Genomic DNA, 15,640 nt, shown 5'->3' with positions numbered 1-15,640 from the left:
CTATCTCGTCGCCGCGATGGCGACGGCGCGAGCAGCCATCACGCTGATCATGGCCGCACGGTAGTCGGCCGATGCGTGAAGGTCGCTGTTGATGTCATCGGCGCGCAACCGGATGGCCTTGGCCGCTTCCGGCGTGAACGACGTGGCCAGGGCTTCTTCGAGCGGCTTTGCGCGAAACACGCAGGACTTCGCGCCTGTCACCGCGACCCGGACGCCGCCCGGGCCGCGGCTCACGAAGACGCCGACCAGCGCGAATCGCGAAGCGGGCTGCTTGTGCTTGACATACGCGGCCCGATGCAATGCCGGGAACCTGACGTCGACGATCAATTCCCCGGGCTCGAGGGCCGTCTCGAAGAGTCCCTTGAAAAACGAGTCGCCTTCGATGGTGCGCCTGTCGGTGCGCACCTGGGCGCCGAGTCCCAGCACCGCCGCCGGATAGCATGCGGCCGGATCCGCGTTGGCGATCGAGCCACCGATCGTTCCCATGGTCCTGACCATCGGGTCGCCGATGCCGCCCGCAAGATCAGCGAGGGCCGGGATCATGCGGCGAACGTCGGCTGACGCGCCGACCGCGGCATGCGTGGTCATCGCACCGATCGTGACGCTGTCGCGATCTGCCGTGATGCCCTGCAAGTCGGCAATGCCGCCGAGATCGACGAGGCGCTCGCTTTGCGTCAGGCGCAGCTTCATCGACTGCACCAGGCTTTGCCCGCCCGCGAGATACCGTGTGTCGGCAGTCGATTGCGCCGCGGCGGCGGACCGGCTCGCCGGCCGCCGGTATTCGAACTCATACATGACGACATCCTTTGTCCATGTCGATGGTGGCCGGTCGGCGCCAGATGAAAAATCTCGCGGCGAGCACGATGGCCGTCACGACTGTCGGCTCGTGTCCGAGGCATTGCCCTTGAGCAACGGTTCGGCGCGTTTTTCGACGAAGGCTCGCAATCGATCCAGCGTCTCGGGGGAGCGCGCCATGGCGTTGTTCAGCGATTCGACGAACAGTCCGTCGTTGTGCGACAGATCGTTGATGCGGGGCAGGACATTCGTGATCTGCCAGTTGATCATCGGCGCGTTGCCGGCGATCCGTGCAGCAAGTTCCCTGGCGCGAGCCAGCGCCTGGCCTGGCGGGACGATGTATTGCACCAGCCTGAATTGGCGACCTTCCTCGGCGGTGAGCATGCGGCCGGTCAGCATCATGTCCGCCATCGTTTCATAGCCCAGGATCCGCTGGATCCGCACCGTGCCGCCTCCTCCGACGAAGATTCCCCTTTGCGCCTCCGGCAGGCCGAACAATGTCGTTTCCTCGGCGACGCGGATGTGCGCCGCGCAGGCAAGCTCGAGGCCGCCGCCGATGGTCGCGCCGTGCAGCGCCGCCACGTACGGAATGCCGCCCCGCTGGATGAAGTCGAATGCTTCATGCCACGCACTCGGCTTGCGCCTGCGCGGCGGCGGCGCATTCGCAGCAATGCGAGCGGCCAGCTCGGCGAGATCCAGTCCCGAGGAGAAATTGAGGCCGTGCCCGAAGAGGACCGCTGCGTCGGCTTGCGCATCGGCGCGCGTTATGGCCTCACGAAGGTCCTTCAGCACGGCTTCGCTCATGGCGTTTCGCTTGTCGGGGCGATTCAGGCCGATCAGCGCGACCGGCCCCTCCATCTCGTAGGTTACGAACGACATGCGGGCTCCAGACTGATGGCGTGATTGTTGTCCATGAGTGATCAGGTGATCTTGATATCTTCTTCCTTGATGATCGCCGTCCACGAAGCCGCGTCCTCACGCACCATCGCTGCGAATTCCTTGCCCACCTTGTCGACCCGCACCGCGCCGTTGTTGGCGATCCATTCGGAAATGGCCGGCACCTTCAGGGCTTCGGCAATGGCACGCCCGAGCGTCGCCTGGACAGGGGCGGGGACGCCCGCGGGAGCGAAGATGGCTTGCCATGCCAGCATTTCGAACTTGGGATGGCCGAGCTCGGCAAGCGTCGGGACGCTGGGCAGGGTTTGCACCCGCTTCGGACCCGTCACCGCGACGAAAGCAAGCGCCTTGTCCCTGGCGAAAGGCGCCAGCGTCATGGTGTCGAGCAACCCGACGTTGATGGTTCCCGCAATCAGGTCATTGAGAAGCAGCGCGTTTCCCCTGTACGCGACATGCGTCAGCTCCACGCCCGCCTGCCGGCCCAGGAGCACTCCCTGCACGTGGCCGCTGGACCCGACGCCGGGCGAGCCGAAGGCGAAGTCCTTGGGCTGCGCCTTGGCCGCTGCCTTCAGGTCTCGAAGATTGGTGATCCCGGTCTTGGCCGAAACCACGACGACGTTCGCGGCACTGACCACATGGGCGAGGGGAGCGAAGTCGTTCATGAAGTCGTACCGGGTCTTCACGCCCAATGCCGGATGCATGATCGACGTGGTGGACGCCAGCAACAGGGCATTGCCGTCCGGCCGCGCCTGCAGCACGGATTCGGCGGCGACAATCCCGCTGCCGCCGGGTTTGTTGTCGACGATCATGGGAATCTTCAGGCTGGCCGAAGCTTCCTTGGCAACCATGCGCATGACACCATCGGCGCTGCCGCCCGGCGCGAAAGAAACCACGAGCCGGATGGGGCCGGACGGCGCGTCGGCCTGCGCGAACACAGGACCCGCCGCCCCCACTGCCAGGAGGCCGAGCATGTCACGGCGATCGATTGGGGACATGTAGGTTTTCATCGGTTATGTCTCTTTGATGCGCTTGGTGTGGATGCACGCCGCTCGCGCGAGCTGCGAATTGTTCAAAGACCAAGCGACTTCGCCATGATGTTTCGCTGGATTTCGTTCGAACCGCCGTAGATCGACAGGACGCGGTAGTAAAAATACGTCGGTGCGCAGATTCCTTCTTCGCCCGTGAGCAACGGCGAGGCGCTTTCTTCCTCGCCGTTCGGCGGCGCGAACTGGATCCCGAGGGGCCCCAAAGTCTCCAGTTTCAGTTCGGTCAGGCGCTGCTGGATTTCCGATCCCTTGATCTTCAGGAGGTTCGCCTCGACGCCGGTCGCGACGTCCTGGCTGCGCTTCGCCACTCTCAGCGCCGTCATTTCGAACGCGAGCATTTCGCACTCGAGCGCGGCTACCTTGCTGGCGAAGACGGGGTCGCGCAGCAGGGGCTTCCCGTCGACGAGGTGCGTTGTCGCGAGGGCCTTCAACCGCTTGAGTTCACGCTTGGACTGCCCGACGCGCGCGACGGAAGTCCGCTCGTGACCGAGCAGATGCTTCGCGTTCTGCCACCCGCGGTTCATTTCGCCGACCAGGGCATCCTTGGGCACCCGGACGTTGTCGAAGAACACCTCGTTGGTGTGATGATCCTCGTCGATCGTGATGATGGGTCTGATCGTGATTCCCGGAAGGTCGAGCGGGAAGATCAGCATCGAGATGCCCTCCTGCGGCCGCGCTGCTTGCGGATCGGTGCGCACCAGGCACACGACATGCGTTGCCATGTGGGCCAGCGATGTCCAGATCTTCTGCCCGTTGATCACCCACTCTTCGCCCTCGAGGTGCGCGCGGGTCTTCAGGGAGGCGAGGTCCGAGCCCGCGTTCGGTTCCGAAAAGCCCTGGCAGAAGTAGTACTCGACCTTGCGGATCCGGGGAAGGTAGTGATTCTTCTGCTCCGGGGTTCCGATCGCGAACAGCACGGAGGCCACCATGTTCTCGCCGAATGCGGGGGCCGGCGGCGCGCCTTCCTCGGCCATGACGACATCGTAGGCATGCTGCTCGAGCGCGCTCCAGCCGGGGCCGCCGTACTCGACGGGCCAACCCGGTGTTGCGAACCCCGCGTCGATGAGCTTCGCCTGCCACTGCGCCTGTTCCTCGCGCGTGATGCGTTGGTCGGCCAGCGTCTTGCGGCGGATGGAGTCGGGCAGGTTGGCGCGCGCGAATTCGCGCAGCCTTTGCATGAAGTCCTGGACTTCCTTGGGATATTGCAGTTCCACCATCGTCCTTTCAACATTCGGCCCAGGACAGCCGGGCATACCTTTCCAGGTGAAACGAACTGTCGCCGTACATCATCTCGGCCGCCGCCAGGCGGCGGAAGTAGTGGCCAGCCGCATATTCGAGCGTCACGCCGATGCCCCCATGCAGCTGGATGGCGCCGCGTCCGACGATCTGCGCCGATGCGCCCACCTGCACCTTCGCCGCGGACACTGCCTGGCAGCGTGTCGCGGTGTCCGCGTAATCGGCAGCCGTCAATGGGACGATGGAGCGTGCCAGCTGCTCCGCGATATTCATGTCGGCGAAACGGTGTTGCAATGCCTGGAAGGAGCCGATGGGCCTGCCGAATTGTTGGCGGGTGCGCAGGTATTCGCCCGTGAGCGCGTTGAGAGCCGTCATGGCGCCCAGGGAGTCGTAGCAAACGGCGATCGCACCCCGGTCGATCGCCCATTCGAGGTGCTGCAGACCTTCGTGCGGCGCTCCGAGAACATCGGCTGCCGTGACCCGGACCGAATGAAAGCTCACCTCCGCGGAGCGCTTCCCGTCGATCGCGACGCCGTCGTGAACGGCGACCCCCGGCGCAGTTCGCGGCACGACGAACAGCGACAGGCCTTTGCCCGTCCGGGCGCTCACGATCAGGAGGTCGGCGTCAGCGGCGCCCAGCACCGCGCATTTCCGGCCAACGATCACATAGCCGCCGCCCGACGTCTCCGACGCGCTGGTTTCGATGCGCTCGAGGCTGTAGCGCGAGTCGCGCTCCACGTAGGCCAGGGCAAACTTCAGCTGTCCCGCCACGACCCTGGGAAGCAGGTTGTCGCGCTGCCGCGCGGAACCCGCGCGCGAGACGAGTCCCGCCCCCAGCACGACGGTCTCGATGAACGGGTCCACGACCAGTCCCCGCCCAAGCTCCTCCAGGACGACCCCGAGGTCCCGAAGGCTGCCTGCGCTTCCGCCGTGCGCCTCGTCGATCTCCGCGCCCAGCAGTCCCATCTGCGCGAAGTCGCTCCACAAGGGACTCCACTGCGCCTTCGCGATGAAGGCCTTGCGCTGCTCGAAGCCATGGCGCTCGGAAACCAGACGCCGGACGTTGCTGCGCAACATTTCCTGCGTATCCGTCAATTCAAATTCCATCGAATCAATCCGTGGTTGATGAACACCTTGCAGAGATCGTCATGCGCGATCGGGTCCCTGTCGTTGAAGCAGCGCCCACACTTTCGGGGCGGTGAGGGGCATCTGCAGCCGCTCGGCCTCGCCGGCGAAGCCGGCCCGGTTCAGCGCGTCGTTGACCGCGCTCACGACCGCGGGCGTGGCTCCGATGGTTCCCAATTCGCCCACGCCCTTGGCGCCCAGGACGTTCGTCTTGCAGGGGATCGACGTATCGAAAACCGTTTTGTAGTCGCGGAAGATGTCGCAACGAGGCAGCGCGTAATCCATCAGGCTCGCGGTTTGCAACTGCGCGCTGCCGGCGTCGTAGACGACCTGCTCGCAGAGGGCCTGGCCAATGCCTTGGGCGGCGCCGCCTTCGACCTGCCCGCGCGCGATGACCGGATTGACGATGCGCCCGATGTCGTTGACCGATGCGTAGGCGACGACCTCGACCGCGCCGGTTTCGGGTTCGATTTCGACCTCGCAGACGTGGCAGGCATTCGGCCAGCTCGCGCCATCCGCGTTGGCCTTGCCCTGGACGACGAAGGCGCCGCCCGGCTGGCGGGCCGCGAGTTCGAAGAGCCCGATGCTCGATTCCTTTGTCGCCAGACTGAAACGCCCGGCGGCATACAAGACGTCGTCGGACGCCGCTTCGAGGGCCTCGGCCGCCAGCTCCCGAGCTCGTTGCAGCGCAAGCTCGGACACGGCCCTGACCGCTGCTCCGCCCGTGAACAGCGAACGCGAACCGACACTGCCCATCCCGTTGGCGCGGTCGGTATCGCCTTGGACGATCCGGACGCTTTCGATCGGCACGTCGAAAACGTCGACGGCCAGTTGCGCGTAGCTTGTCGCGATGCCTTGGCCCATGGCCTGCGTCGCGGAGACAATCTCGATGGTGCCGTTCGCCTTGATCGACACGGTCGCTTGCTCGCTCAGCGTTCCGCCGCCGGTCCATTCCAGGAAGGTCGCGATGCCGCGGCCTCGCAAACGGCCGTGCGCCGCGGCGGCAACACGCCGGGCCTCGAAGCCGGACCAGTCCGCGAGCTCGAGCCCGGCGTCGAGGATTCTGGGGAACTCGCCGACGTCGTACACCATGCCTGTCGCGGTGGTGTAGGGCATCTGCTCGGGCCGGATCATGTTCCTTCGCCGGATTTCCGCGGGGTCGATCGCCATCCTCCGGGCCGCGGCATCCAGCAGCCTTTCGATGATGAAGATTGCCTCGGGGCGGCCCGCGCCGCGATAAGCGCCCACGGGTGCCGTGTTCGTGAGCACCGCGACCTGTTCAAGGTCGATCAGCGCAATGTCGTAGATGCTCGTGCTGACCCAGGGTCCGAACAGCAGGTGCAGCATTGCCCCGACACCCGCGACGTACGCACCGAGATTGGCGTGCGAGACCGAGCGCAGCGCGAGCACCTTGCCCTGGGCGTCCAGCGCCAGTTCCGCGTGCGAGTGCAGGTCTCGCCCGTGCGGGCCCGCCAGGAATTCATCCAGCCGCAGCGAGCGCCACTTGACCGGCCGCTTCAGTGTCCAGGCGGCATAGGCCACGACGACGCTTTCCGGGTGAAGACCCGCCTTCACGCCGAAGCCGCCGCCGATGTCGCCGACCGTGACGCGAACCTGATCGGCGGTGAGGCCGGGAATCGTCGCGACAAGGCCATCTCGCACCCCCGTGGGTGTCTGCGAGCCGATGAAGATCATCAGCCGGCCGTCCTCCGGGTTCACGTAGGCGACCTGCGCGCGCGGCTCGATTGGACATGCCGCGATGCGCTGGTTCACGAGATCGAGCGAGACCACATGGGCGGCCTTCGAGAATGCCTCGCGCACCGCATCGGTTTGTCCGTAGCGGACGACGGCGCAGACGTTGTCGGGCGCCTGATCGCACAACGGGACCGCGCCGGATCGCATGGCCGACGCCGGGTCGGTGACCGCCGCCAATTCCTCGTAGTCGACCATGATCGCATCCAGCGCCGACACGGCCGCGGCATGGCTGGTCGCGATGACGGCGGCGACTGCCTCGCCCACGTAGCGAACCCGCTCGTGGGCAAGGGCACGCCTGGGGGGGCTCGCGCCCGCGCTACCGTCCGGCCGCTTGAAAGGCACGAGCGAGGGGATCGGCTTCACCCCGGCGGCGGCAAGAGACGCACCGGTCAACACCTCCACGACGCCCGCCGATGCGCGGGCTGCGCTGACGTCCACATTCCCGAGGAGCGCGTGCGCGTACGGCGAGCGCAGGAAGGCGACGTGCAGCTGATCGGGGTGGCTGGCGTCGTCGGTGTAGCGCCCCTGGCCCGTGACCAGCGCGTGGTCTTCGATGCGCCGGACGGGGTGGCCGCTGCCCTGAGGTGGCGGGACGACGGGAAGATCTCGTTTACTCATGCTCGCGAGTCCAAGGGATCATCGACGCGGGCTGCGGGCATCCGGGCCGCTGCCGCCTGCACGGCCTTGACGATGTTCACGTAGCCCGTGCAGCGGCAGATGTTTCCTTCGAGCGCGGCGACGATGGCCCGTTCGTCGGGGTTGGGATTCCTGGCCAGCAGCGCGGCACAGGACATCACCATTCCGGGCGTGCAGAACCCGCACTGCAGCCCGTGGGTCTCGATGAACGCTTCCTGTACCGGGTGAAGCGCCTGGCCGCCCTGCGCCAATCCCTCGATGGTCGTGATGCAGCGCCCCTGCACCTGCAGTGCCAGCACGCTGCAGCTCCTCACCGGCTCACCGTCGGCGAGGACCGTGCATGCGCCGCACTGCGCGGTGTCGCAACCGACGTGCGTGCCCGTCAGACCCTCGTGACCCCGGATGAAGTCGACAAGGAGCGTGGTCGGCGGGATTTCCGCTTCCACCGCGCGGCGGTTGAGTGTCAGTCGGACCTTTTGCATCTGAATGATTCCCACGACTTCGTTCATGAAAAGACGAAGAGGGCGTCCAGCGCGACGACGCCGTCGGCATATGCGACCAAGGGGTTCACGTCGATTTCGGCGATGTCAGGACGTTGAAGCATCAGACGCCCGACCTTTTGCACGGTCCCGGCGACCGCTTGCATATCGACGGGCGGCAGGTGACGAAATCCCTTCAGGAGTCTGGCGCCTTTGAGACGCTCGAGTTCGAAGCGGACTTCGTCGACCGAAGCCTGCGCAGCGATGACGCGCACGTCGTCCATGGCCTCGACCAGGACCCCACCGAGGCCCACGAGCGTGACCGGGCCCCACTGCGGATCGCGATGTGCGCCCACGAGAAGTTCGAGCCCCGGCGCAGCCATTTTTTCGACGAGCATGCCGTCGAGGGCTTCCTGGACGCCGGCATTGGCCAGGTTGCGAACAAGGCTGTCCCAACCCGCGCGCACCCCATCGGCGTCCTTCACATCGAGCAAGACGCCACCGGCGTCGGTCTTGTGAGTGAGGCGAGCCGACTGCGCCTTCATGGCGACCGGATAGCCGATCCTCTCGGCCATCGCGACCGCTTCTCCGGCGTCCCTCGCCAGGCCACCGGGCGGCACCGGAACGCCGATCGTCCGCAGAATCTGCTTGCCTTCCCATTCGGGACGCGGGCCCGCGGCCGGTTGCGGCACGATCGCGGCCGGCTCGAGCGGGAGCCCCGCGTCTTCTTCGGACGCGGCGAACCGGCCACCGATGACCCGCCCCAGCGCTCGCATCGATCGATCGGCGGAACGAGACAGCACGATGCGATGCTCCCGCGCCCGCTCCACGAATCCGGGGGGCAACGGCGCGGTGTCGCCGAACATCGCGAGGCAGACCGGCTTCGAGCTCGCGCAGACGGCATCGATCACATGATTGAGATAGATCATCGCGTTGGTCGGGCCGGCCGCCGGGATCGCGATGACAACGCCCGCGATCGAAGTCTCCGCGAGCAGCACCTGAAGTCCCGTGAACACGAGGTCTCGCTGCACCAGAACCTGCGTGCCCAGATCGAGCGGGTTCGAAGGCGTGATGTAGTCCTCGAGTTTCTCCGAGAGCACACGCAGCGCCCCCGCGGAAAGTTCCGGCACGTCGATGCCGAGGCTGGCGCAGAAGTCCTGGGCGATGCCGCACACGGCACCGGAAAAAGTGAGGATGCCCAGCCCACCCAGCTCGGGCTGGGGATAGCGCGCGAGAACTTCCGTGACATCCACGAGTTCGTCGAGCGAGTCGACGTAGAACACGCCTTCCCGGCTCACCATGGCGCGCATCACCGCGTGATCGCCGGCCATGGCACCCGTGTGCGATTGGGCGGCGGTCTGGGCTTTGGTGCTCCAGCCCGGATGCAGGAGCACGACCGGCTTGCCGCGGGCCTTCGCCGCCCGCGCGGCGTCGATGAACCGCTTCGGGTTGCGAATGTGCTCCGCATAGACGGCAATCACCCGCGTCGACGGATCTTCAGCCAGGTACTGGATGAAATCTCCGAGACCTTGGTCCATTTCGTTGCCGGTCGCGATCGAATAGGACACGCCCACGCCTCTGGCGACCAGCGCCTGGAAAACGTGGCCCTGGATTCCTCCGCTCTGGGCGACGATCGCGACGGCATCTCCCGTGCCGGAGGCAAGCCTCGGCACCTTCACGACCGTCACGAAGCCGATGACCTGGCCGCTGATGAAATTCGTGTAGCCGGTACAGTTCGGCCCGATGACAGGCAACCCCGCCTCGGAGGCGAGCATGCCCACGCGCTCTTGCTCCGCCGCTCCCGCAGGGCCCGTTTCGGCAAAGCCGGAACTGAACACGACGGCGCCGCCAAAGCCGCGAGCAATGCAACCCTCGAGCGCGTCGCCCACCGCAGCGGCCGGCACAAGCACGATGGCCAGGTCGATATCGAACGGCAGGTCCTCGACCTTCGTCTTGATTTCGATGCCGTCGATCTCGCCGCCGCTGCGACCGACCAGGTGAATGGGGCCTTCGAACGCATTCACACGCAGGTTCTCGAGGACCTGTCGACCGAAGGTCCCGGGCCGCGAGGACATTCCGATGATGGCGACCGAGCGAGGATTCAGCATCCGCTCGAGTCTGCGGCGACGTGCCGATGGGCCGGCAGCTTTCGGTTCGATTGACATGTCGTGAGGAGGTGCGAAGCTTGCCTGCGTTCGTGTTCGGCGATGGACGGATGCGTGAATGAGTGGATGGCGACATTAAGCTTTTCGCCTCGTGCCATCAACGTTGATTCTCAAGTTCAACTCACAGGGTATCTACCGAGCATTCCATTCACGAAGGCAACGACCCGCCGCACGGCGCGTGTCACTGAGGCTCGATGCCGAGCGTCTTGACCGCGTTCAGGAAAAGCCGCTCGTCTCGAAACGCCAGGTCGCGCAGCTCCTCGGGCGTCGAACTCGTCAGCACGGCGCCAAGAGGCTCGAGCACCGCATTCGCGCGCGCCGATCTGGAGAAGTTCACGATCTCCTTGTTGAATCTTTCCGTCACGGCCGGCGAGAGTCCGGCAGGTGCGAAGAGGCCATACCAGACACCGAGATCGGACACCGTGTAGCCTTGCTCGGCGAGCGTCGGGACCTGGGGGAATCCGGCCACGCGGACTTGCTCGGTCGTGGCGAGAATCTTCACCTTGTTCGCCGCAACCAGCGGGCTCAAGGTGGACATCGCTTCCAGCATGTAGGTGATGTCGCCTCGAATCAAGGCCTGTATCGACTGGGCCGAGCCCGTGTAGAGGATCGGTTCGGCCTTGATCCCGAGGGAGCGGTTGAGCAATTCGGACATGACGCGAGTGGTTGCGCCGTACGTCGCGTAGTTCAGTTGGCCCACCCTGGACTTCGCGTACCGCGCGAGATCGCCGACGGAATCGATCTTCGCGTCCGCAGCGACGGCGATGAACAGCGGTACGCGCGATACGGTCGAAATGAAGGTCCAGTCCCTGTGCAGATCGAGGCCGGAGTTCTTCGAGAACGCCGAGTACGAAGCCATGGCGGATGTCGACAGCAGCACGGTGAGTCCGTCGGGCTTGCTCTGGGCGGTTGCTCTCGCCCCCACCATGGTGCCGCCGCCGGGCCGGTTGTCCACGATCACGTTCTGCTTCCACGCGGCCGACAGGTGCTCCGCGAGCAGTCGCGCGGTCATGTCCAGCGATCCTCCGGGGGGCACCGGAGCGATGATGCGGATGGTGCCGCTTTCCTGCGCGTGCACTGCTGCGATGGACGCCGCCGCGAACCCGAGGGCAAGGAACGCCGTGCGAAGGATTGCCTTGATGGTCATATGCGACAGGCTCACATCCCGGCCGGGTCGTCCAGCAGGGAAAAGGTTGGGTAGAACTTGCAAGCAAACACTACGTGGTGGCGCCGTCATGATCAAGATTGATTCCGGCAATCAACCGCGACGCGGCGTGCCGGGTAGCGCGTCATTTCGTCGCAAGGCGACCGAGACAGGCGGACCTTTTCTTGATTGACAAAAAAATCAAGATTGAACGAGACCCGTGCCGCGTCCAATACTTCGCCTGAACAAGGAGACAACATGGCTTCTCGTCGCGGAGTTCTCTCGGCCGCGTTACTCGCAGTCGCGCCTTTCGGCGCGCCCGCGCAGCCAACGGCGCAGCCGACAACGTCCTATCCCGGCAAGCTTGTCCGTATCGTCGTGGGCTATTCGCCCGGCGGCGCCAACGACCTGCTCATGCGAATCGTCGCCGAAAAGCTTCAGCTCGCATGGGGCCAGCCCGTCATCGTCGACAACAAGCCGGGGGCGAGCTCCGTGATCTCGCTCGATGCGGTCAGGCAGGCCCCACCCGACGGGCATACGATCACGCTGAACGGGATCGGGCCCATGGTCATCCTTCCTGCTGCCCGGGTGAAGCTGCCCTACGACGCGGCGAAGGATTTCGTCCCGTTCGGCCCGCTGCTGGAAGTTCCGTTCGTCCTGGTCGTCAATCCCGCAGTCCCGGCATCCAATGCGCAGGAGTTCGTCGCGTGGGCACGGGCCAACGAGGGAAAGATCAACTACGCGTGGTCGGCACCGTCGTCCGTCGTCGCGACCGAGCTGCTTCTGCAGCGCATGGGCGTCAAGGCCACGGCGATCCCGTACAAGGGCGGTGCGGAGCTCTCCGCCGCACTGATCGGCGGCGTCGTGCAGTTCGCGATCTTCGACAGCGCGTCGATCGCGCCTCACCTGAAGGCGGGCCGCGTGCGGGGAATCGCCGTGACCTCGTCGCGGCGCGCCGCCTCGCTGCCCGAACTGCCGACGATGGAAGAAGCGGGACTGTCGGGCTTGCACATGTCGCTCTGGCTTTCGATGTTCGCGCCCGCGGGCGTGCCGCCGGAAATCCTCGCCAAGTTGAACACCGAGATCGCGAGAGTCTTCGCCCTGCCGGACGTGAAGGAAAAAATGATCCCTCTCGGAGTGGAGGTCGTGCCCTCGTCGCCCGCCGCGACCCAGGCGCGCATGCGTCGCGAATCGGAAACTTACGCTGCCGTCGTGCGAACGGCGGGACTCAAATTCGACTAACCCCGATCCGGGACAAGGTACTCACATGAAGTTGTCGTCATCATTCGCCGCGGCGCTGGCCGCCTGTATCGCGATCGTTCTGGCGCCCGCCGCGATGGCGCAGGATTACCCGTCCCGCCTGATCCGCATCGTGGTCCCGTTCCCGGCGGGCGACGGCTCCGACCGCATCGCGCGCATCCTCGCGGAGCGCATGCAGGCGAAATGGAATCAGCCGGTGGTGGTCGAGAACCGCACCGGCGCCGGCGGAAACATCGGCGCCGAATTCGTCTCGAAGGCTCCGGCCGACGGGTACACGCTCATGGTGACGCCGCAATTCACGCTCGTCATCAACAAGAGCCTCTATCCCAAGCTCAACTACGATCCCAACGCATTCGCCCCGGTCTCCGTGCTCGTTGGCGGCGACATCGTCCTGGTCACGAATCCCCGCGTGGCCGCCAACAACGTGCAGGAACTCATCGCCCTTGCGAAGGCGAAGGGCGGCACGATGAACTATGCATCGCCGGGCGCCGGTTCGATGGGGCACCTGATTGGCGAATATTTCAAGACACGGGAAGGCGTGAGCATCGCGCACATCCCGTACAAAGGCGGAACGCCCGCGCTCATGGACCTGCTCGCGGGACAGGTCGACATGATGTTCGTCGCGCTCGGGCCGACCGTGACGCACGTGAAGGCCGGCAAGCTCCGCGCGCTGGGGGTGACCGGCGAGAAGCGTTCGCGCAGCCTGCCGGATGTGCCGCTCATGAGCACCATGCTGCCCGATTTCGTCTTTACGTATTGGTTCGGCATGGTGGCCCCCCCCGCAACGCCGCCGGCGATCACCGCCAAGCTCTCGGCGACCATGGCCGAAATCCTGAAGCAGCCGGACGTCCAGCAAAAGGTCAACGACCTGAGCCTGGAGGTGGTGGCGAGCACGCCCGAGCAGATGGAAGCGGCAATGGCCAAGGAGCGCGAGCGCTGGGAGCGCATCATCAAAGCCACGGGTGTCACCGCCGAATAGGAGCGTGCAAGGTGAGCCTGCAAGCCGCGATCAATCCGCTGTGGCTGGTCCACAAGTCGGTCTATTCCCCCGAGGCATTCGTCGCGGAGCGAAAGGACGTGCTGCGCAAAGTGTGGCTGTTCGTCGCGCACGAAAGCGAATTTCCCGAAGCGGGGAGTTTCGTCGCCCGAGAGATCGCAGGCGATCCCGTCCTGATATCCAGGGGCGCGGACGGTCGGATTCGCGCCTTCTACAACACGTGCCGGCACCGGGGCGCCATCGTGGCCTCGCAGGAGCAGGGGACCGCGCGCGCCTTCCTTTGCCCGTACCACAACTGGTCCTACAACCTCGACGGGTCGCTGCGGGCGCTGCCGGGTGCCGAGGCTTACGAGGTCATCGGGTTCAGGAAGGAAGACTTCGGCCTGGCGCCGGTGCGCCTCGAGAATTTCTGCGGCCTGCTGTTCGTCTGCCTCGATCCGGACGCGCCGTCCATCGAAGCTTTTTTCGGCGAAGAGCTGACCGGCCTCATGCGGCGCACTCTCGGCGCCGCGCGATACGAGGTCTATCGCAAGGATGTCTTCGACGTGAAGGCGAACTGGAAGATGCTGTCCGAGAACTGGCGGGACGGCTACCACGTACCCAACGTTCACCCGAAGCTCGCGAAGGGCATGCCGCCGCAGCGGTACAAGCTCACGGACAACGGCCACTGCATCCAGTACATCACCTACGGCCGTGGCTTCGTGGCGGACGACGTATGGGAAGCCACGCAGAAACATGCGCTGCCGGGCCTCGAGCCTTTGACGGGCTTTCACTTCCACCTGTTCCCGGGGCTCGTGATCCAGCCGCTGAACAATCAGCTGCAGATTCTTTCGCAGCGTCCAGTCGATGCGCGAAGCACGATCTGGGAGCGACGCGCGCTGGGCGTGGTCGGTGACACGCCCGAGGTGCGCGAGACGCGGGTGAAGTGCTGGACCGCTTGGTCGTCCAACCAGGTCGCCGAAGACATCGTCGTGCTCGAGCTCCAGCAGCGCGGGATCATGTCCGAAGGCATGCCGTTCAGCATCATGGCGCGAGGCGAGGAGGTCACCGAAGGCATTCGCGGCGACGACAACCGCATGAGGCAATTCTGGAATCGCTGGCGCGCGATGATGGGCGTCGCGCGCAACGAGTGGCGCCCGCACGGCACGTGAACACGGTCGTCGTCGGACTCGGAACGTTCGGCCTCGCGATCTCGCGCCGGCTGGACGGCCGCGGGCAGCCGGTGCTCGGCGTGGACACGGACGCGCAACGCCGCGAGTTCTTCTCGGAAGCGACCGGCAGATCCGCGTTCGCGGACGTCCGCGAGATCGACCCGTCGCAAATCGCGCGGATTCTCGTTGTCGTGCGCACGGAGACCCAGGTGCGCCACGTTCTGCAGACGCTTGCGGCATGGCGGGACGGCCCCGCATGCGCGGCCTATGTCATGGCGACGGTCTCGCCCACATTCGCCCGGGAGATGCCGGCAATGGCGCGAGCGGACGGGGCCGTCATCGAGATGCCGCTTACCGGAGGCGAGCCTGCCGCGCGGGCGGGGACCCTTGTCGCCATGGCCGCCGGGACGTTGCCGCAAGGCGAGAAGGACGTGCTGCATTCCTTTGCCGAGCGCATCGTCGAATTCGCGCGGCCCGGTGAACCGGCCCTCGCGAAGCTGTTGAACAACCTGACCATCGCATACCAGGCGGCCACGCTCGCCGAGATTCTGAAGATGGGATCGGACCGCGGCCTGCCCGCCGCATCGTTGCTGGAAGTGATTGCCAATGGCGCGGCCACGAGTTTCATCAGCCGTGCCCTCCTCACTTACAACGACGGCCTGCTGGCCAAAGACATCGAGCTGCTGCGGACGGCAATCCCCGAATTTCCGCAGGTCCGGATCGCCGATATCCAGGAGCAATTCGCGGCCGCGCGGCGGCTGCTTTCCTGAGCCGGAGCCTGCGTGTCACTGGCGCGCAACGAAGGGTGAGGCGATTTCGCGATGCATTGACTTGTGCGACGGTTTTTCGACTAACATGTCAGAATGACAAATGACGCGGAAAGGCGCTCCGCGTGTGAACGACACAGGGCCTGCGAAGCACGGGCCGAAGGGAAGAGGGCGAACGGCGCCGTTT

At 65.5% G+C, this 15,640-nt stretch carries 13 protein-coding genes; 4 read left to right on the top strand and 9 right to left on the bottom strand.

The features are described from left to right. From VHA82_RS22120 to VHA82_RS22080, 9 genes are all read right to left on the bottom strand, one after another. Positions 1–795 carry a xanthine dehydrogenase family protein subunit M gene (locus VHA82_RS22120; protein WP_325547332.1) on the bottom strand — a complete coding sequence of 265 codons (795 nt, stop codon included), beginning with the start codon at positions 793–795 and terminating at the stop codon, positions 1–3. A gap of 75 nt (positions 796–870) precedes the next feature. After that, positions 871–1,674: a crotonase/enoyl-CoA hydratase family protein gene (locus VHA82_RS22115; protein WP_325547331.1), complete on the bottom strand. Its 804-nt coding sequence runs from the start codon at positions 1,672–1,674 to the stop codon at positions 871–873. A 41-nt stretch (positions 1,675–1,715) separates the two neighbouring features. Then, a complete protein-coding gene (locus VHA82_RS22110) occupies positions 1,716–2,699 on the bottom strand; it encodes a tripartite tricarboxylate transporter substrate binding protein (RefSeq protein ID WP_325547330.1) in 984 nt (327 codons plus the stop codon). A gap of 62 nt (positions 2,700–2,761) precedes the next feature. Then, entirely contained in the window at positions 2,762–3,952 is a 1,191-nt protein-coding gene (locus VHA82_RS22105) for an acyl-CoA dehydrogenase family protein (RefSeq protein WP_414708684.1), read from the bottom strand. A 10-nt stretch (positions 3,953–3,962) separates the two neighbouring features. Next, positions 3,963–5,081, bottom strand: coding sequence for an acyl-CoA dehydrogenase family protein (locus VHA82_RS22100; RefSeq protein ID WP_325547328.1), 1,119 nt, complete (start codon positions 5,079–5,081; stop codon positions 3,963–3,965). A gap of 39 nt (positions 5,082–5,120) precedes the next feature. Next, entirely contained in the window at positions 5,121–7,472 is a 2,352-nt protein-coding gene (locus VHA82_RS22095; protein WP_325547327.1) for a xanthine dehydrogenase family protein molybdopterin-binding subunit, read from the bottom strand. After that, the gene (locus VHA82_RS22090) at positions 7,469–7,999 is read right to left on the bottom strand and encodes a (2Fe-2S)-binding protein (protein WP_325547326.1); all 531 of its coding nucleotides are present in this window, start codon (positions 7,997–7,999) and stop codon (positions 7,469–7,471) included. Before VHA82_RS22090 ends, VHA82_RS22095 begins: the two co-directional genes overlap by 4 nt. Further along, positions 7,996–10,077: an acetate--CoA ligase family protein gene (locus VHA82_RS22085; RefSeq protein ID WP_325547325.1), complete on the bottom strand. Its 2,082-nt coding sequence runs from the start codon at positions 10,075–10,077 to the stop codon at positions 7,996–7,998. Before VHA82_RS22085 ends, VHA82_RS22090 begins: the two co-directional genes overlap by 4 nt. Positions 10,078–10,315: 238 nt before the next feature. Then, positions 10,316–11,371, bottom strand: coding sequence for a tripartite tricarboxylate transporter substrate binding protein (locus VHA82_RS22080; protein WP_325547407.1), 1,056 nt, complete (start codon positions 11,369–11,371; stop codon positions 10,316–10,318). 165 nt (positions 11,372–11,536) lie between these two features. On the opposite strand from VHA82_RS22080, the gene VHA82_RS22075 reads away from it, so the two are divergent. The 4 genes from VHA82_RS22075 to VHA82_RS22060 are packed head-to-tail and all read left to right on the top strand — an operon-like array spanning position 11,537 to position 15,456. Next, positions 11,537–12,520 carry a Bug family tripartite tricarboxylate transporter substrate binding protein gene (locus tag VHA82_RS22075; protein WP_325547324.1) on the top strand — a complete coding sequence of 328 codons (984 nt, stop codon included), beginning with the start codon at positions 11,537–11,539 and terminating at the stop codon, positions 12,518–12,520. A 25-nt stretch (positions 12,521–12,545) separates the two neighbouring features. Continuing rightward, positions 12,546–13,517 (top strand): tripartite tricarboxylate transporter substrate binding protein, encoded by a 972-nt coding sequence (locus VHA82_RS22070; RefSeq protein ID WP_325547323.1) that lies wholly within the window; start codon positions 12,546–12,548, stop codon positions 13,515–13,517. Between the two features lie 11 nt (positions 13,518–13,528). Further along, positions 13,529–14,686 (top strand): aromatic ring-hydroxylating dioxygenase subunit alpha, encoded by a 1,158-nt coding sequence (locus VHA82_RS22065; RefSeq protein WP_325547322.1) that lies wholly within the window; start codon positions 13,529–13,531, stop codon positions 14,684–14,686. Further along, positions 14,683–15,456, top strand: a complete 774-nt coding sequence (locus VHA82_RS22060) for an NAD(P)-binding domain-containing protein (RefSeq protein WP_325547321.1) — start codon at positions 14,683–14,685, stop codon at positions 15,454–15,456. Before VHA82_RS22065 ends, VHA82_RS22060 begins: the two co-directional genes overlap by 4 nt. The last annotated feature ends 184 nt before the right edge of the window (positions 15,457–15,640 follow it).

Origin of the sequence: Ramlibacter sp. (assembly GCF_035548915.1) — a bacterium.
Taxonomy (GTDB): Bacteria; Pseudomonadota; Gammaproteobacteria; order Burkholderiales; family Burkholderiaceae_C; genus Ramlibacter.
The sequence above is the reverse complement of the archived record's forward strand: the minus strand, read 5'-3'. Positions and strand labels throughout refer to the sequence as shown.